General features: G+C 63.0%; 15 protein-coding genes and 1 tRNA gene. 11 read left to right on the top strand and 5 right to left on the bottom strand.

Annotated features, from left to right (window positions below):
• The first annotated feature begins 63 nt into the window (after positions 1-63).
• Genes AC07YV_RS08595 through AC07YV_RS08615 form a run of 5 tightly spaced genes read left to right on the top strand, consistent with a single transcriptional unit; the run spans position 64 to position 4601 of the window.
• Positions 64-1005, top strand: coding sequence for an ABC transporter substrate-binding protein (locus AC07YV_RS08595; protein WP_102699319.1), 942 nt, complete (start codon positions 64-66; stop codon positions 1003-1005).
• On the top strand, positions 1005-1994 hold the full coding sequence (locus AC07YV_RS08600; protein WP_102699280.1) for a FecCD family ABC transporter permease: 990 nt from the start codon (positions 1005-1007) through the stop codon (positions 1992-1994). Before AC07YV_RS08595 ends, AC07YV_RS08600 begins: the two co-directional genes overlap by 1 nt.
• Positions 1987-3018, top strand: a complete 1032-nt coding sequence (locus AC07YV_RS08605) for a FecCD family ABC transporter permease (protein ID WP_102699281.1) — start codon at positions 1987-1989, stop codon at positions 3016-3018. The genes AC07YV_RS08600 and AC07YV_RS08605 overlap by 8 nt, the downstream gene beginning before the upstream one ends.
• A 12-nt stretch (positions 3019-3030) precedes the next feature.
• A complete protein-coding gene (locus AC07YV_RS08610) occupies positions 3031-3822 on the top strand; it encodes an ABC transporter ATP-binding protein (protein WP_102699282.1) in 792 nt (263 codons plus the stop codon).
• Complete coding sequence (locus AC07YV_RS08615; protein ID WP_102699283.1) at positions 3819-4601, top strand: IucA/IucC family C-terminal-domain containing protein; 783 nt, start codon at positions 3819-3821, stop codon at positions 4599-4601. The genes AC07YV_RS08610 and AC07YV_RS08615 overlap by 4 nt, the downstream gene beginning before the upstream one ends.
• Before the next feature lie 75 nt (positions 4602-4676).
• On the opposite strand, the gene aldA is transcribed toward AC07YV_RS08615, so the two are convergent.
• The 4 genes from aldA to AC07YV_RS08635 are packed head-to-tail and all read right to left on the bottom strand — an operon-like array spanning position 4677 to position 9458.
• Positions 4677-6110 carry an aldehyde dehydrogenase gene (gene aldA, locus AC07YV_RS08620; protein WP_102699284.1) on the bottom strand — a complete coding sequence of 478 codons (1434 nt, stop codon included), beginning with the start codon at positions 6108-6110 and terminating at the stop codon, positions 4677-4679.
• Between the two features lie 19 nt (positions 6111-6129).
• Positions 6130-6930, bottom strand: a complete 801-nt coding sequence (locus AC07YV_RS08625; RefSeq protein WP_102699285.1) for an aldolase/citrate lyase family protein — start codon at positions 6928-6930, stop codon at positions 6130-6132.
• 14 nt (positions 6931-6944) lie between these two features.
• Positions 6945-8129 carry an L-rhamnonate dehydratase gene (rhmD, locus tag AC07YV_RS08630; RefSeq protein WP_008047298.1) on the bottom strand — a complete coding sequence of 395 codons (1185 nt, stop codon included), beginning with the start codon at positions 8127-8129 and terminating at the stop codon, positions 6945-6947.
• A gap of 33 nt (positions 8130-8162) precedes the next feature.
• Positions 8163-9458 carry an MFS transporter gene (locus AC07YV_RS08635; RefSeq protein WP_102699286.1) on the bottom strand — a complete coding sequence of 432 codons (1296 nt, stop codon included), beginning with the start codon at positions 9456-9458 and terminating at the stop codon, positions 8163-8165.
• A 125-nt stretch (positions 9459-9583) separates the two neighbouring features.
• On the opposite strand from AC07YV_RS08635, the gene AC07YV_RS08640 reads away from it, so the two are divergent.
• From AC07YV_RS08640 to AC07YV_RS08660, 5 genes are all read left to right on the top strand, one after another.
• The gene (locus tag AC07YV_RS08640) at positions 9584-10525 is read left to right on the top strand and encodes a LysR family transcriptional regulator (protein ID WP_102699287.1); all 942 of its coding nucleotides are present in this window, start codon (positions 9584-9586) and stop codon (positions 10523-10525) included.
• 175 nt (positions 10526-10700) lie between these two features.
• On the top strand, positions 10701-13532 hold the full coding sequence (locus AC07YV_RS08645) for a xanthine dehydrogenase family protein molybdopterin-binding subunit (protein WP_102699288.1): 2832 nt from the start codon (positions 10701-10703) through the stop codon (positions 13530-13532).
• On the top strand, positions 13525-14064 hold the full coding sequence (locus AC07YV_RS08650) for a (2Fe-2S)-binding protein (protein WP_015095868.1): 540 nt from the start codon (positions 13525-13527) through the stop codon (positions 14062-14064). The genes AC07YV_RS08645 and AC07YV_RS08650 overlap by 8 nt, the downstream gene beginning before the upstream one ends.
• Positions 14065-14066: 2 nt before the next feature.
• The gene (locus AC07YV_RS08655; RefSeq protein WP_102699289.1) at positions 14067-15305 is read left to right on the top strand and encodes a c-type cytochrome; all 1239 of its coding nucleotides are present in this window, start codon (positions 14067-14069) and stop codon (positions 15303-15305) included.
• 1 nt (position 15306) lies between these two features.
• Positions 15307-16278, top strand: coding sequence for an XdhC family protein (locus tag AC07YV_RS08660; protein ID WP_102699290.1), 972 nt, complete (start codon positions 15307-15309; stop codon positions 16276-16278).
• Positions 16279-16395: 117 nt separating this feature from the next.
• Here the strand turns inward: AC07YV_RS08660 and AC07YV_RS08665 are convergent, their stop codons facing one another.
• Entirely contained in the window at positions 16396-17679 is a 1284-nt protein-coding gene (locus AC07YV_RS08665) for an NAD(P)/FAD-dependent oxidoreductase (protein WP_102699291.1), read from the bottom strand.
• 184 nt (positions 17680-17863) lie between these two features.
• Between AC07YV_RS08665 and AC07YV_RS08670 the strand changes: the two genes are divergently transcribed.
• Positions 17864-17940, top strand: a tRNA-Val gene (locus AC07YV_RS08670).
• Positions 17941-18385: the final 445 nt, after the last annotated feature.

Genomic DNA, 18385 nt, shown 5'->3' on the forward strand with positions numbered 1-18385 from the left:
GAATGCGCCACAGGGATGGGCGCGACCGAGTTGTGTCATGAATCGATTGCAGAGGACCAGAGCATGCCCGGCCTGACTGACCCGCTCAAGAAAGAACAGCCCGACACGCCCTCCAGGCGCACGCTGCTGCGCCTGTCCCTGGGCCTGCTTGCGCTCAGGTTTGCCCCGTCGGCGTGGGCCCGGGCCGACGCTGCGCCGCTGCGGGTGATCACCCTGTTCCAGGGGGCCACGGACAGTGCCGTGGCGCTGGGCATCACACCCTGCGGCATCGTCGATTCCTGGAGTGAAAAGCCCACTTATCGCTATCTGCGCTCGGCACTGGAGCCGGTGCCCCATGTCGGGCTGGAAACCCAGCCCAGCCTTGAGGATATCGCGCTGCTCAAGCCGGACGTGATCATCGCCTCGCGCTTTCGCCATGAACGCATCGCGCCGTTGCTCAAGCAGATCGCCCCGGTGGTGATGCTCGAGGAAGTGTTCGAGTTCAAAAAGACCCTGGCGTTGATGGGCCTGGTCTTGCACCGCCAGCAGCGCGCCGACGAGGTGTTGGCCCGCTGGCAGTGGCGCACGGCACAACTGCGCGAGCAACTGCAGCAGGAATTTGCCGGGCGCTGGCCGCCGACGGTGTCGATTCTGGATGTCCGTGAGGACCATATCCGTAGTTATCTGCCGGCCAGTTTTCCGGGTTCGGTGATCACCGAGCTGGGGTTTGGCTGGAGTGAGGCCAGTCGCGCGGCGAGCGGGGTATCGATCAAACTCACCAGCAAGGAGAGTCTGGCGGTGGTCAATGCCGACATTTTCTTTGTCTTCTTGCGCGCGGAGAAACCGGCAGTGCAGCGAAACTATGAAAGCCTGGTGCGGCATCCGCTGTGGCAGCAAATGCGTGCGCCGCAACAGGGGCAGGTGTGGCGGGTCGACGGAGTGGCCTGGAGCCTGTCGGGCGGGATGCTCGGGGCGAACCTGATGCTCGATGACGTCGCACGGCTGGTCACGGCGGACCTGTCCTGATGAGCAATGGTTTGAAGTTGTGCTGTGCCGCCGTGGTGTTGCTGCTCAGCGGCGTGCTGAGCCTGGCGGTCGGAGCCACCTGGATTCCGTTGTCGCACATTGCCGCCGCGTTCGTGCATCCCGATCCGCTGAGCGTCAGCCATGTGCTGGTGACCACCACACGCCTGTCGCGCACCTTGATGGCGATGGCCGTGGGCGCGAGCCTGGCCGTGGCGGGGGCCTTGATGCAGGCGCTGACGCGCAATCCGCTGGCGTCCCCCGGGTTGTTCGGGATCAACGCCGGCGCGACGTTTTTTATCATCCTGTGCTCCTCGCTGTTTTCCCTGTCATCCCCGGATGCCTGGCTGTGGAGCGCGTTCATCGGCGCGGCCGTGGCCGGCAGTCTGGTGTGGCTGATCGGCAACATGGGGCAGGGCAGTCTCAGCCCGCTGCGCATTGTGCTGGCGGGTGCGGCGATGGCCGCTTTGTTCTCCGCGTTCAGCCAGGCGTTGCTGGTGGTCAATCAGGATGGGCTGGACACGGTGCTGTTCTGGCTGGCGGGCTCGTTGACCGAGCGCAGCCTGTCGGTCGCCGCGCCACTGCTCATCTGTGGCGTGCTCGGGTTGCTCGGCGCGATGTTGCTGGCGGGTCAGGTCAACGTGCTTGACGCAGGCGAGCAGATCGCCACCGGCCTGGGTCAGCGCACCGGTTTGATCCGGCTGCTGATGAGCGTGCTGGTGGTCTGTCTGGCGGGCAGTGCCGTGGCATTGGCCGGCAGCATCGGGTTTATCGGCCTGCTGGTGCCGCACATGGTGCGCAAGGGCCTGTCCATCGATCATCGCTGGTTGCTGCCGGGGTGTGCGCTACTCGGCGCGATTGTCCTGCTGCTGGCCGATACCTTGTCGCGGGTGTTGATCCTGCCGCAGGAGGTCCCGGTGGGCGTGATGACGGCGCTGTTCGGCGCACCCTTCTTCATTCTGCTGGCCCGGCGTGGAGGTCGTTATGGATAAGGTCCTGACCTGGCGCCGCAGCGGTTTTTCCCGGCGGATCAATGTCACTACGTTGTGGCGGTTACTGGCGGCGTCGATGGTGACGGCGCTGATCATGCTTGGCTCCCTGTCGCTGGGCAAAGTCATGCTGTCGCCGTTGGAGGTGCTGCGGATTGTGCTGTCGAACCAGGACGCCAGCCTGACGTTCATCGTCGAGCAACTGCGCTTGCCGCGCATGCTCCTGGCGGGGTTGGTCGGGGCGGCGTTGTCGGTGTCGGGGCTGATTCTGCAAAGCATCATACGCAACCCGCTGGCTTCACCTGACCTGCTGGGTATCACCAGTGGGGCCAGTGCGGCGGCCGTGCTGTATCTGGCGTTTTTCTCCGTGGCGCTGGGCCAACAGTTTCTGCCGCTGGCGGCGATGTCCGGTGCAGGGCTGGCGGCATTGGCGATCTATCTGCTGGCCTGGAAGCAGGGGGCCTCACCGCTGCGCCTGGTGTTGATCGGGGTCGGCATCAGCGCGATGTTGACTGCCGCGACCACCTTCATCCTGGTCTTCAGTCCGCTGACCACGACCCTGTCGGCTTATGTCTGGCTGACCGGCAGCGTGTACGGCGCCAGTTGGCCGGAACCGCTGGCGCTGGGGCGCTGGTTGTTGGGTATCTGCCCGCTGCTGGTGCTACTGGCGCGGCAGGTGAGGGTGCAACAACTGGATGACGCTCTGGCCCAGGGCATTGGCGTTCGCGTGCAGTGGCTGCGCGCCGGTTTGTTGCTGGTGAGCGTGGCATTGGCTGGAGCTGCGATTGCCTGGGGCGGGGCGATCGCGTTTGTCGGGCTGATTGCGCCGCACATTGCCAAGCGCCTGGTAGCCCCGGGTTTTGGTGGCCAGGCGGTGATGGCCGCGTTGGTCGGGGCGAACCTCGTGGTGCTGGCCGACCTCGCCGGGCGTGTCCTGTTTTTGCCGCTGGATCTGCCGGCGGGGATTTTTGTCGCCGTGCTGGGCACACCCTTTTTTCTCTATTTGTTGATTAAACAGCGTCATTAAGGAATTCAACGCATGACGTCGATTGCAAGTCGCGGCCTGACCCTGAGTTACCAGCGCCAGGTCATTATTGACGCGCTGGACATGCAACTGCCCCAAGGCGAGATTTCGGTACTGATCGGCAGCAACGGCTGCGGCAAAAGCACCTTGCTCAAATCCTTCGCCCGGCTACTCAAACCGCAGCAGGGCTCGGTGATCCTCAATGGTGTGGATATCCAGCAAAAGTCCACGGCCGCCGTGGCCAGGGAGTTGGCCATTTTGCCTCAGACTCCCAGCGCGCCGGAGGGCATCACCGTGCGGCAGTTGGTGGCGCTGGGACGTTATCCGTATCAGAGCTGGATGCAGCAGTGGTCGGCTGAAGATGAGGCCATGGTCAACCGCGCGCTGACGCAAACCAGCCTCCAGGCCCTGGCGGACCGACCGGTGGACGCGTTGTCCGGTGGGCAGCGCCAGCGCGCGTGGATCGCCATGACCCTGGCCCAGGACACCGGCATCGTGCTGCTCGACGAACCCACCACGTTTCTCGACCTGGCGCACCAGATCGAAGTGCTGGACCTGCTGCGCGACCTCAACCGGCTCGAAAACAAGACCATCATCATGGTGCTGCACGACCTCAACCTGGCCTGTCGTTACGCCGACCACATGGTCGCGGTGCACAACCGGACGGCCTTTGCCCAGGGGCGGCCCGACGAGGTGTTGACCGAACCCTTGGTCAAAACCGTATTCGACCTCAATTGCCGGATCATTGCCGATCCGTTCTTCGGCACGCCGTTGTGCATTCCCTTTGGCCGGGAATTGCCGCAATGAGTCTGGCACGTCATTTCACCGCCTCGCAGTGGACGGTGTTGTCCGGCGGCTTGCGGCTCAAGGACGGCGACGAGCGCGACCCGTTGCGTTCGCTGATGGCCCGGGACTTGTTGCAGGAAGACGTGTGCGAGCAACTGCTGGACACCCTGGGCCCGGTGATCGGCTCGCCGACCCGGGCGATCACCGCCTCGCTGCTGGGCAAGCGCTTGTCGTTTCTGGCGACCGGCGCCTGTTTGTATGCGCTGTCGGTGTATGACAAGGGGCTGTTGTTGACGCTCGACAACACGCTGATCGAATACGGCCACGATGATGGGCAGTGGACGTCGTCGATGCCCCTGCATCACGGTCTGCCGCTGACCTATGGGGCCAATGAGCGCGAGGCCTGGCGGGAGGCCCTGGTGTGGGGACTGTTCGCGGGACTGCTGCAACCGTTGTGGCACACCTTCAACCGTGTCACCGGTGTTTCCCGGCGCATCCTCTGGGAAAACACGGCCGTGCGCGTGTACTCGCTGTATGAAAAACGCATGGCGAAAATCGAAGACCCGTCAGTGCGCGAGCGCTGTGAAGCGGATTTCAATTGGCTGCTGACACAAGCCGAGCCCGCGTTGTTCGGCCTCGATTACAACCCGCTGAGCCATTTTCGCCGACCGCCGACGCTGGTGGACGACGGGCAGCGCAGCATTCGCTTTCGCCGAACCTGTTGCTTCTATTACCTGGCCACCGAACCCGCTGAATACTGCTCGACCTGCCCGTTGCTACGTCCGGGGAAATGCCGATGAGAGTGCATTTCAGGAGGGCGGGGCAGACGCCTGAGCGATGGCACAGGCGCCTTCCCTTCACAGAAAGTGCGTGACTCAGCCTTGCAAATACACCGCGTGGGTATGGGTGTATTCGTACAGCCCGTGCTTGCCATCCGCGCCGCCGATGCCGGACTTGCGCACACCGGCATGGAACCCCTGCATCGCTTCGAAGTTCTCGCGATTGACGTAGGTTTCGCCAAAATCCAGCTCGCGCATCGCCTGCAGGGTTTTGCTCAGGTCACGGGTGTAGATCGACGAAGTCAGGCCATAGTCGCAGTCGTTGGCCAGGGCGATGGCTTCGTCCAGGTCGTCGATTATCTGGATCGGCAGCACTGGCCCGAAAATCTCTTCGCGCATGATCTCCATGTCGGCGCGACAACCGGCTAAAACAGTGGGCTGGAAGTGGAAGCCATTCGGCAAGTCGGCCACTTGCCCGCCGCTGATCAGGCTTGCGCCCTGGCTCAACGCGGTGCGGACTTTGCGGTTGACGCTGTCCAGCCCCTGGCGGTTGATCAGCGGGCCCATCTCCACGTCGGGCTGGGCAATCGGGTCGCCATAACGGGTCGCGCTCATGGCCGCCGCGATACGCTCGATAAATTGATCCGCCACCTTGCGCTCGACATAGACCCGCTCGGCGCAATTGCACACCTGGCCGCTATTGATGATCCGCGAATCGCGGATCGCCCTGACCGCCAGGTCGAGGTCTGCATCCGCCAGCACAATGGCCGGCGCCTTGCCGCCCAGTTCCAGGTTGAGTTTGGTGATGTTCGGCGCGGCGGCGGCCATGATTCGTGAGCCGGTGTCGACGCTGCCGGTGAAGCTGATCATGTCCACGCCCTTGTGCGCGCTCAGTGCCGCGCCGACTCGGCCGTCACCGCAGACCACGTTGAACACGCCGGGCGGCAGGTCGGTTTCGGCGACCAGCCGGGCAAATTCGAAGCAGTTGTTCGGGGTTTCTTCGCTGGGCTTGATGACGATGGTGTTGCCGGTCAGCAGGGCCGGGGCCATTTTTCGGGCAATCAGGAAGAAGGGGAAATTCCACGGCAGGATCCCGGCCACCACGCCCAAGGGTTTGCGCAACAGGAGGATGTTTTCGTTCTGGCGGTCGCTGGTGATGATTTCGCCTTCGATACGCCGGGCCCATTCGGCCATGTAGTCGAGGTAGTCGGCGGTGAAATTGACTTCGACTTCCGCCAGCCCGCTGATCTTGCCTTGCTCCAGGGTGATGGTGCGCGCCAGGTGCGAGACGTTTTCCCGCAGTTTCGCGGCGATCCGGCGCAAGTAGCCGGCGCGGTCATTCGCCGGTTTGCGCGCCCAGTCTTTCTGCGCGGCACGGGCGGCAGCGAGGGCGCGGTCGACGTCCTCGACGGTCGAGGCCGGGACTTTCGACAGCACGGCGCCGGTGGCCGGGTTGATCACATCGAGGTGGGCAGCGCTGGCCACGAATTGGCCGTCGATGAAGTTTTCGTAAACAGGCACGGATGACATGGTGCGACTCCTTGGCAGATCAGTAAGTGCGTGACGGCGCTTGAGGGGTGGCAGGTTCGCGATAGCGGGCGAGGGTGGCCATGGCGCCTTGGCGCAACAGGCTGATGTCGATGGCCACTGCAATGAACTGGCAGCCCCAGCGCTGGTAGCGGCGGGCGTCTTCTTCGTTGGGCGCGAGAATCCCGCAGGCCTTGCCGGCCGCCAGCGTGGCGTTCACGGCGTGTTGAATCCGCTCCTGGACTTCCGGGTGGCCGGGGTTGCCGGCATGACCCAGGCCGATCGACAAATCCGCCGGCCCGATAAACACCGCATCCACGCCCTCGACGGCGGCAATCGCAGCGACGTTTTCCACGCCGGTGCGCGATTCCACCTGCACGATCAGGCACAGTTGTTCGTGGGCGGTATTCAGGTAATCCGGCACGCCGTCCCAGCGCGTGGCCCGGGTCAGGCCGCCGCCGACCCCGCGGATGCCGTGGGGCGGGTAGCGCATGGCGCGCACCAGTGCCTGTGCCTGCTCAGCGGTTTCGACCATCGGGATCATCAGCGTCTGCGCGCCGATATCCAGCAGTTGCTTGATCAGGTTGGCATCGCCGTTCACCGCGCGCACCACTGGCGCGGTCGGGTAAGGCGCCACGGCCTGCAACTGGGCGAGTACGCCGGGCACGGTGTTGGGCGCGTGCTCGCCATCGATCAGCATCCAGTCGTAACCGGTGGTGGCGACGATCTCGGCGGCGTAGCCGGTGGCGAACCCGGCCCAGATGCCGTACCGGGTTTCGCTGTTGTTCAGTGCGGCCTTGAACGCGTTGTGCGGCATGTTCATCACGAACTCCTTTCTCAGCGGTTGTACGGCCGATGCAGTTGGCATTCCGGGTTGAGGGTCACGCCGAATCCTGGCTGGTCGAGCGCGGACAGGCGCATGCGGCCATTGACCGGCACCGGTTCGCCGAGCAGTTGCGGGTGGAACATCGGCACCACTTCGTCAGCCTTCGGCGCCATCATCAGGAACTCGGCGAACGGGCTGTTATGCCGGGTGGCGACGAAGTGGTAGCTGTACACCGAAGAACCGTGGGGGATGACCAGCGCGTTGTGGGCATCGGCCAGGGCCGAGATCTTCACCAGTTCAGTGATCCCGCCGCACCAGCCGACATCCGGCTGGATGATGTCGCAGCAGCCCATCTCCAGCAGCATGCGGAAGCCCCAGCGCGTGGCTTCGTGTTCGCCGGTGGTCACCAGCATGCCCTTGGGTACGTTGTTGCGCAGGGCGGCATAGCCCCAGTAATCGTCCGGCGGCAGGGCTTCTTCGATCCATTTCAAGCCATGTTCGTGGGCGCCGACCGCCAGTCTGGTGGCGTAGTTGAGGTCCAGGCTCATCCAGCAATCGAGCATCAGCCAGAAGTCCGGGCCGACACGCTCGCGCATGGTCGCCAGTTCTTCGAGGTTCTTGCGCAGGCCTTCTTCGCCTTCGGCCGGGCCGTGGTGCAGCGGCATCTTGCCGCCGATGAAACCCATTTTCTGCGCCAGGTCCGGGCGGGCGCCGGTGGCGTAGAATTGCAATTCGTCGCGCACCGCACCGCCGAGCAGCTGGTGCACGGGCTCCTGGCGGATCTTGCCGAGCAAGTCCCACAGCGCCAGGTCGACGCCGGAGATCGTATTGATGACGATGCCCTTGCGCCCGTAATACAGGGTCGACTGGTACATCTGGTCCCAGATTTTTTCGATGTCGGTGACCCGGGCGCCTTCGAGGAAGCGCGCCAGGTGCTTCTCGACAATGTAGGCGGCAGGTTCGCCACCCGTGGTCACGGCAAAACCGACGGTGCCGTCGCTGGCTTCGATCTCCACCACCAGGGTGCCGAGCACGTTGATGCCGAAGGTACGGCGGCTCTGGCGGTACTCGGGGTATTTGCTCATCGGCGTGGCAATGTGATCGTCGATCCAGTGGCCGTCGGCCTGGTCGTGATAATCCGCACCGCCGCCTCGCAGCGTGAAAGCGCGGACGTGTTTGATGGTTGGAATGCCCATGGTGTGATTCCTTTTGTTAAACGGCGGTCAGGTTTAAACGGTGGCCGGTTTGTTCGAGGCTTCATGGCCGGGCGCGCGTACGCCCAGCACCAGCAACGCGGCGATGACGGTGGTAACGGCGAGCACGTACAAGCCTGCTGCCGGTGAATGGAAAGCGCCTTCGGCCCAGTTCTTCAGGATGGGGGCGATGAAGCCGCCGAGGGCGCCGAACGAGTTGATCAGGGCGATCCCGGCCGCGGCGGCGCTGCCGGCGAGGTAGCTGGAGGGGAAGGTCCAGAACACCGGTTGCACGGCGATGAAGCCGGAGGCGGCAAAACACAGGGCGATGATCCCCAGCAGCGGGTTGCTGAAGGTCACCGAGCAGGCGATCCCGGCGGCGGCCATCAGCAAGGTCAGGCACGCGGTGCGCCGACGTTCACCGGTGCGGTCGCTGTAGCCGGGGATCAGGTAGGCGGCGATCAATGCGCAAATCCATGGAATCGCCGTGACCAGGCCGACCATCAGCCCGACCTTGGTGCCGAGCAGTCCGCCGACCTGGCTTGGCAAGTAGAACACCACGCCGTAGACGCTGGCCTGGATCAACAGGTAGATCAGGCACAGGTACAGCACCGAGGGTTGGCAAATGACGTTGAGCAGGCTGCGGCCGTGGTTCTGTTTATGGCTGTCTTCCTGATCGAGCAGGGTCTGCACTTGCTGGCGTTCCTCGACGGTCAGCCACTTGGCGTCGGCCGGCCGGTTGTCCAGGTACCAGTAGGCCCAGATGCCCACCGCCGTCGCCATCAGGCCTTCAACGGCAAACAGCCACTGCCAGCCGTGGAAGCCGGCGAAGCCGTCCAGTTCCAGCAGCAGGCCGGACAACGGGCTGCCGAAGATGAATGCCAGCGGCGCACCGAAATAGAAGAAACCCATGGCCTTGCCGCGTACGGCGCTGGGGAACCAGTAGGTGAGGTAAAGGATCACGCCGGGAAAGAAGCCGGCTTCGGCCACGCCCAGCAGGAAGCGCAGGATGTAGAAGCTGGTTTCTGTGTGGGCGAAGACCATGGCGGCGGAGACCAGGCCCCAGGTGACCATGATCCGGCACATCCACAGGCGGGCGCCGACGCGGTGCAGGATCAGGTTGCTCGGCACTTCAAGCAACGCGTAGCCCACGAAGAACACCCCGGCACCGAAGGCGAAGGCGGCATCGCTGATGTTGGTATCGGCTTGAAAGGCTTGCTTGGCGAACCCGACGTTGGCACGGTCGAGGAAGGCCATGATGTACATCAGCAGGAGAAACGGGAGTAGCCGCCAGGAAATTTTGGCGAGCAGAGGCGCGGGTAGAGTCTTCATCGCAGTTTTCCTTTGGTAGGGCATTTGTTCTTATGGGGAAGACTGTACGGCCGCTGATCGATGCGTTACAAATCGAATCTAGCTCACAACTGATACCCTCAGGGTATCGATAAAAAAGGCCCGCCATGACCACGCCGATCATCTCCCGCAGCCTGCTCAATCGCCTGCGCTACAAGCATCTGCACATGCTGGTGACGCTCAGCAGCAGCCAGAACCTGCACCGCGCTTCGCAAAGCCTGAACATGTCGCAACCGGCGGCAACCCGCATGCTCCATGAGATTGAAGACATGTTCGGCTGCGATCTGTTCGAGCGCCTGCCGCGGGGGATGCGCCCGACAGCGCTGGGCCAGGAGCTGATTCGCTTTGCCGAGTCGGCCATCAGTGGTCTGGACCGTTGTGCCGAGGACCTGATGGCGCGGCAGCAGGGCGGCTACGGCTATCTGTCGATCGGTACCATCATGGGCGCGGCGCCGGGTCTGGTCATGGATTCGATTGCCGAGATCAAGGCGCTCAATCCGCAGCTGCGGATTCGCATCATGGGCGACACCAGCGACCAGGTGATCCAGTTGCTGGAACAGGGCCGCATTGACCTTGCCATCGCCCGGCGCAATGCCGCCACCGACAGTGAGCATTACGTCTTCGAGCAATTGGGTAACGAACGCTTGCTGGTGGTGGTGCACGCCGGCCACCCGCTGGCCCGGCGCAAGAAACTGGACATGGCGGAACTGGTCAACGGTTGGCCGTGGATCCTGCAACCGGAAACCAGTCCGGCGCGCATCGGCCTGGATCAGGCCTTGCAGCGGTTAGCCTTGCCGCTACCGGCGGACATCATCGAATGCAGTTCGGTGTACTCCATGCAGCAACTGATTCAGCTGACCGACGCGATCATGGTCCTGTCGGAAACCGCATTGCGCGACTATCTTAAAATGGGCCTGGTGGTGGCGTTGCCGGTGGAACTGGATGTGCAGATGGCGCCATTCGGGTTGTTGTTGCGCAAGGGCGAGCACATCAGCCGGGAGTTGGGGTTGTTCATCGAACTGCTGCGTCGAAAAGTCGCGGTTTTTTGATTCCTTGGTCAGTTTTTAGTTTTCCGCGAAGGCATAAGCCTATAAACTTAACCTTTCGGTCAGCTTTGCACTGTCAACAACAGCCCTTTGCATCGTCGAAAAGGGCTTCTGCACGACTCGAGATTTCCAGTACATAACCAGAAGGGCGGACCCATAACCGCCCAGAGGATGATCCATGTCCAACCGTGATATATCCCGGCGCTCGTTCCTTCAGGGCGGGCTGGTAGCGGGTGTGAGCGTGACGCTCACGCCGTTGAGCAGCCAGGCGCTGGCCGCCTTGATGGAAAACAGCGTGACCGTGCCGTCCGAGCAGTGGCTCGGCAACAATGGCAAGGCGCGCGCCCGTAACGATGCCTTGTCCAAGGTCTGCGGCAGCAAGGTCTTTGCCCGCGACATCCGCGCCAAGGACATGCCGGGCTGGCCGCAGCAACAAGGCCACGCCATGCTGCTCAAAACCATCAAGGCCGACCACATTTTTGCAGGCATCGACCTGTCGTGGCTGGGTGCCGAGTTGCAGCCGGACCGCATCGTCACCGCCGAAGACCTGGTCAAGGACGGTATCGTGTTCCCTGAGGAGCACGCCCCGGATCCACTGTTGCCGGCCGGCAAGGTGCCGATGTTCATCGGTCACCCGGTGGCGATCCTGATCTGGAACGACTTCGAGCGTTTCCGTCAGGCCAAGAACCAGCTCAAGTTCAACGACAAGGCGATCCGCTACGGCGATAAAGTGCCGTTCTATGAAGGCGATCCTTACGGCAGCTTCCGCTACGTGCGCGTCGGCGGTGCGACCTCGGCCGACGAAGACGAGTTCGCCAGCCTCAAGGATTCGATCCTGTTCCCGATGCTGAAAAACCGTCGTCCGGTGTGGAACTCCCAGCCGAACCTGCACGGCAACCTGACCGAGCGCGGGCTGTTCTACGCCGACCGCATGAAGCAGCAGATCGATACGCCGCCGGACAACTGGCTGGTGTTCGACGAGCGCTACAAGACCCCGTCGATCGAGCCGGCCGCCCTGGAACCGGACAACGGCAACGGCTGGTACGACCCGGCGACCAAGACCCTGCATTTCGTCGTCGCCACCCAGTGCCCGCTGGAAGCGGCGACCGAGACCGCGAAGATGATCGCGCCGTCGCGTTTCGGCCTGGCCAACCTGAACATGCACCCGGGTTACACCGTCGGTTATGGCTCCAAAGACCACAACATTTTCGTCTACTACGCAGCGCTGGCCGCGTTGTACGGCGCCGGTGTGCCGGTGCGCCTGGCCAACGACCGCTACGAGCAGTTCCAGAGCGGCATCAAGCGTCACCCGTTCGACATTCGCTACCAGTTGGCGGTGGACAAGAACGACCACAGCTTCAAGATCTTCCGCGCTGAAATGAGCGTCGACGGTGGCGGGCGAATCAACTACAGCCCGTCGGTGGCGGCGGTGGGCGCCACGGCCGCGCAATCGATCTATTACATGCCGCAGAACGACCTGCAGGTCACGGCTTACCATTCCCGTGCGGTAGAAGCCGGGTCGATGCGTGGCTACGGCACCCTGCAGAGCATGGCGTCGACCGAAATGATGGTCGACGAAATCGCCGATCGCCTGGGTATCGATGCCATTGAACTGCGCCGCAAGAACGCGCTGCGCTCGGGCATGAAAAACACCCAGGGCGCGATCCCGGCCGGTGCCCTGCGCCTGCACGAGATTCTCGACAAGGCGGCGGTCCACGAGGTCTGGAAAAACCGCGACGCGATCAAGAAACAACGCGAAGCCGCCGATCCGGATAACTGGTACGGGGTGGGTTTCGCCATCTGCCAGAAAGACTTCGGCACCGGTTCCGAAGCGCCGATGGCCAGCATTGAATTCACCGCTGAAGGTCGCATCAGCCTGCGCCACATCGGTATCGAGATCGGCACCGGCATGTCGACCTCGCAGGCCATGGTCGTGGCCGATTTCCTCGGTATCCCGGCGCACGAAGTGAAGACCGGTGAAACCGAATGGAAGGAGTTGCAGCTGATCAGCAGTGGCAACCCGTACATCATGAGCCAGGCCGAACAGGATAATGTCCTGCGCAACCCGCGTTGGGTCGGCAAGGTGGCTTCGGCATCGTCGGCCACCAACTCGGCGTACTACTTCAGCCACGCCACCCGTGAAGCGGCGCGCGTGCTGTTCAACCACGGCCTGTGGCCGGCGGCGATGGAGATCTGGCGCCAAGGTCCTTACGGCGGTCAGGCCAACCCTTACGTGGTGCGCCGCGAAGACGCCCATTGGGTCGACGGCAAGCTCACCGCCAACGGCATGGAACCCCTGCCGTTCGCCATGCTGGCCAAGCGTGTTCACGAGCGCGGCCTGGTGAGCGGCGCCACGGTGCACGGTTTCAACCGCTGGAGCTGGGCCGAGGCCGAGTTCAGCATCGACGGCGTGCGTGAGCGTTTGCCGCTCGACGGCTTGGCCGTGAAGTACGGCGACGGTGCACCGAAAGCGAAGAAGGCGCAGATGAACAGCGCCGGTTTCCATTTGCTGGACCGGCAGAACATCGCCTACCCGGCAACCCAGTTGAACAACGCGGCGGTGACGTACTACAGCCCGGTGGCGACGCTGGTGGAAGTGAAGGTCAACAAGGGTTCGAACGAAGTGTCGGTACTCAACCATCACTCGTGGGTCGAGTGCGGTCGCGTGCTGGTGCCGGAACTGGTCAAGGGCCAGCTCGAAGGCGGCATCGCCATGGGCATCGGCCATGCGCTGATGGAAGAAATGCCGCTGTACGAAGGCGGGCCGGGGGAGGGTGACTGGAACTTCAACCGTTACCGCCTGCCAATGGCGCGGCATGTTGCGGTGTGGAAGCAGACGGCGGAGATCCTGCCGCCACTGTCGCCAAGCGACCCGTCCAAGGGCATCGCCGAAGTGGTGATGATTCCGGTGGTCGGTGCCATCGGCAATGCCGTGGCCCATGCCATCGGTAAACGTGTCCGCGACCTGCCTATCACTTCTGCACGCATCAAGGAGGCCCTCAATGGCTAACCGTCCGCTTCAACTGACCCTCAACGGTCAATCCGTCGGCCCGGTGGACATCCCTGATGACCTGCCGATGATCGACTACCTGCACGAATACAAGAACCTCACCGGTTCGCGCCTGGGCTGCGGCCAGGGCATCTGCCACGCCTGCGTGGTGATCGTCGACAACCCTGACGGCACCAGCGAAGAAGTGCGCACCTGCATCACCGGCGCGCACTATTTCGAAGGCAAGAAAGTACGGACCATCGAAGGCCATGCGACCTGCGACGAGCAGGGCAAGGTCACCGAGCTGAACCCGATCCAGCAGCGCTTCGTCGACGAGTTCGCCTTCCAGTGCAGCTACTGCGCGCCGGGCTTCGTCAATGCCGCGACCGTGCTGGTGGAAAAGCTGCAGCGTCAGCCGATCGTCAAAAGCCAGCTGGAAAAAGTCATCGAGGACAGCCTCGGTCATCACATCTGCCGTTGCACCGGGTACGTGCGCTACTACAGCGCCACCCGCAACGTGCTGACCGATCTCGGCCTGGTCAAGGAGGGTTAAGCATGAAGCCACTATTGTCCCGCCTGGCGCTGGCGGTCGGCCTGGCTGCGCCTGTGTTGCTGGCCCACGCCGATGAGGCGCAGGTCAAGCAAGGCCAATACCTTGCCCGCGCCGCCGATTGCATGGCCTGCCACACCGCGCCGGGTGGCGCGCCCTATGCGGGCGGCCTGCCGATCGTGTCGCCGTTCGGCACGATCTACGGCACCAACATCACCCCGAGCAAAGAGCACGGCATCGGCCTGTACAGCGATGACGAGTTCTTCGCCGCGCTGACCGAAGGCAAGCGCCGCGATGGCGCGAACCTGTATCCGGCGATGCCGTACACCTCGTATCACCTGATGCCGCGCGCCGATTCCGATGCGATTCATGCCTACCTGAAAACCGTCGAGCCGATCGAGCGCGCCGCGCCGGTCACCAGCCTGAGCTTTCCGTTCAACGTGCGCCTGGGCCTGATGGGCTGGAACATGATGTACGGCAAGGACGTGAAGCTGGAGCCGGCTGAAGGCAAGAGCGAAGCCTGGAAGCGCGGCCAGTACATGGTCGATGTGCTGGGTCACTGCGGCGAGTGCCACACCCCACGCGGCTTGCCGGGTGCGATGCAGCAGGACAAACGCATGACCGGCGGCATTCTCAATGGTTATCTCGCACCAAGCCTGCTGGCCACTGACCTGGCGGCCCGTGGCTGGAATCATCAGGACCTGAGCTCGTTCCTCAAGCACGGCATGAGCGCCCAGGGCACGATGTTCAACGAGATGTTCCCGGTGTTCCACAACAGCACCCAGGGCCTGAGCGATCCGGATCTGGCGGCGATGGCGACCTTCCTGCTCGGCGATCAGCCGCCAGCGGCGAAAGTGCTCACCGAAGTGCCGGTGGACAAATTGAGCCCGAGTGCCCAGCGTGGCCGTCAGGAATATTTGAACGTCTGCGCCGGTTGCCATGCGCCGGGCGGCGAGGGCAAGCCGCACATCGCCGTGGCCATGCGTGGCAACACCACGCTGCGCCTGGAAGATCCGCGCAACCTGGTGCGGGTGATCGACGACGGTATCGGTGAGCAGAAATTCTCCGGGTTCGAACACATGCAGCCGATGCCCGGCTTCGCCGACAAGTTGAGCGACGGGCAACTCACGGATCTGCTGAACTACCTGCGTCAGGGTTGGGGCGGTCAGCCCAATGACCTGGCGGTGAACGACGTGCAGACGTTGCGGGCCGATGCGCCGCCGCTCGAGCACAAGGCCCACTGATATGCAGCATCTCGATCTGCAAGTGGTGCGCCGGGCGTTGGAGTGGTCGACGGCCGGTCAGCGCATCTGGCTGTGTACGGTGCTGGCCACGTACGGCTCGGCACCGCGCGCACCGGGTTCGCTGCTGGCGGTGAACGCTGACGGGCAATGGATCGGTTCGCTGTCGGGTGGCTGTGTCGAGGAAGACTTTCTCGAGCGAGTCGCCGAGGGCGCGTTTCTGCAGCCGGTCAGCGTCGTTCGTTACGGCGAAGGCGACGACCCACGCTCGCGCGTCAGCCTGCCCTGTGGCGGGGTGCTGGACGTGCTGGTTGAGAAGCTTGACGCCGAATGTGACGTGCAGGCGCATTTGCGCGAGCTGGAGTCGGCACTGTTGGGCCGACGTCGGCTGATCCGAGAAGTCGATCTGCAAAGCGGTGCGCGCAGCCTGTTCGATGATCGTGAGCAGGGTGTGCGCATCGAGCGTGAAATCGACCGGGTGCGTGTACGTGTCGGCGCGGCCCAGCGCTTGTTGCTGGCCGGCTATTCCAGTGTGGCCCAGGCCTGCGCGGAATTTGCCGTGGGCCTGGGTTTCGAGGTGATTCTGTGCGATCCGCGGGACGAAGTGCTGGAAGGCGTCGTGCTGGAGAACGTGGAGATTCGCCGCCAACTGCCGTCGGTGTTCATCGCCGACGGCGGCTGCCACAGCGACACGGCGGTGGTGGCGTTGACCCACGACCCGCGTATCGATGACCTGGCGATGATGGAGGCGGTTCGCACCGAGGCGTTCTATATCGGTGTGATGGGCTCCATGCAGACCTCACAGAAGCGCTTCGAGCGCTTGCGGCGCATCGGCGGTCTGGGGGAGGTCGAGTTGGGGCGGATTCATGCGCCAATCGGGCTGAACCTGGGCAGCAAGACGCCAGCGGAGATTGCCCTGGCGGTGCTGGCGGATATCCTGCGGATTCGCAGCGGTATCCCACGAGATCGTCTCTAACCCCCAAAACCTGTGGGAGCGAGCTTGCTCGCGATGAGGTCGTAACATCCAACACATCCGTTGGCTGCCAGACCGATATCGCGAGCAGGCTCGCTCCTACAATGTATTGCGTGTCGCTTAGTACCCGAATTTATCCCGCAATCCGTAATACCACGCACCCAATGCCGCAAACGGCGTACGCAGCAACTGTCCGCCGGGGAACGGGTAGTGGGGCAGGTCGGCAAACGCGTCAAAACGCTCGGCCTGGCCGCGCAACGCTTCGGCCAGCACCTTGCCCGCCAGGTGCGTGTAGGTCACGCCATGGCCGCTGCAGCCCTGGGAGTAGTAGATGTTGTCGCCCAGGCGTCCGACCTGCGGCAGACGCGACAGGGTCAGCAGGAAGTTACCGGTCCACGCGTAATCGATCTTCACGTCCTTGAGCTGCGGGAAGGCCTTGAGCATCTTCGGTCGAATGATCGCTTCGATGTTCGCCGGATCCCGCGCGCCGTACACCACGCCGCCGCCGAAAATCAGGCGCTTGTCACCGCTGAGGCGGTAGTAGTCGAGCAGGTAATTGCAGTCTTCGACGCAGTAGTCCTGAGGCAGCAGGGTCCTGGCCAGTTCTTCACCCAGGGGCTCGGTGGTAATCACCTGCGTTCCGCAAGGCATCGACTTGGCCGCCAGTTCCGGCACCAGATTACCCAGATAAGCGTTGCCGGCGACGATGATGAATTTGGCGCGGACCTTACCCTGCGGCGTGTGCACCACCGGATTCGCACCGCGCTCGATACGCACGGCCGGCGACTGCTCGTAGATCGTCCCGCCCAGGGATTCCACCGCCGCCGCTTCACCCAGCGCCAGGTTGAGCGGATGGATGTGGCCGCCACTCATGTCCAGCATCCCGCCGACGTACTGATCACACGCCACCACTTCGCGAATGCGCCGTTGATCCATCAACTCGAGCTGGGTGTGGCCGAATCGCTCCCACAGGCGCTTCTGCGACTCCAGGTGACCCATCTGCTTGGCGGTCATCGCGGCGAACACACCACCGTCCTTCAGATCGCACTGGATGTTGTACCTGGCAACCCGCTCACGAATGATCCGGCCACCTTCAAACGCCATCTGCCCCAGCAACTGAGCCTGCTTGGGACCGACCGTGCGCTCGATGACATCGATGTCGCGGCTATAGCTGTTAACGATCTGCCCGCCATTACGCCCGGACGCCCCGAAACCCACCTTGGCGGCCTCAAGCACCGTGACCTTGAAACCGTTCTCCAGCAGAAACAGGGCAGAGGACAGCCCCGTGTAACCGGCGCCAATCACACAGACATCGGTCTCGACGTCATCCTGCAACGCCGGGCGCGGCGGAACCGCATTGGCCGATGCGGCGTAGTAGGACTCTGGGTAGGGAGTGTTAGCCATCCGGCAGCCTCTGTTTAATATATTTTACGAGTGCGTTGATCCTACCCGAGTTGAAAATCGCCCGCCAGCCACCCGGAAAATCTTCTTTGTACCGGCAAAATTAAATATTTTGCATATTCATAGGGTTAGCGCGAAAAAAGGTGTTGACACCCCTCCGGAATTCCGTAGAATGCCGCCTCACAGCAGGCACGTAGCTCAGTTGGTTAGAGCACCACCTTGACATGGTGGGGGTCGTTGGTTCGAGTCCAATCGCGCCTACCAAACAAAATCCGCTCTGCTGGGCGGTCTGGAAGGGCTCACCGAAAGGTGGGCCCTTTTTTGTTGTCTGGTGTTTGGGCAAACATTGGGAATGTTTTGGGCAAACGACCGCCGCGCTACATCTTCAGGTCGGCTTTCACCTTCATATAAACCACCGCGTTGTCTGGTAGTGCTCGGTCATCTTCACGTCCGCGTACCCCATCAAACCCTGAATGTATCCCTGCTCGACACCCTGCTGCGCGTACAGCCATGCACCGAGCGCGCGGATCTCGTGGAAGGTAGGGCGCTCACCCGCCGGCACTTCCTCGTAAGCCTAGGTGACCCAGGTCCTCACAGTACTACGCTGCGTGGCTCGCTGCCGTGGCTGCGATCAAAGAGCGCTCCCCGCCGCCTGACTGATAGCCGCTTGCCCAAAACGATCAGCGGTCAGACTACCCGGCCGTTATAA

The sequence above is a fragment of the Pseudomonas sp. GW456-E7 genome, from assembly GCF_059424105.1.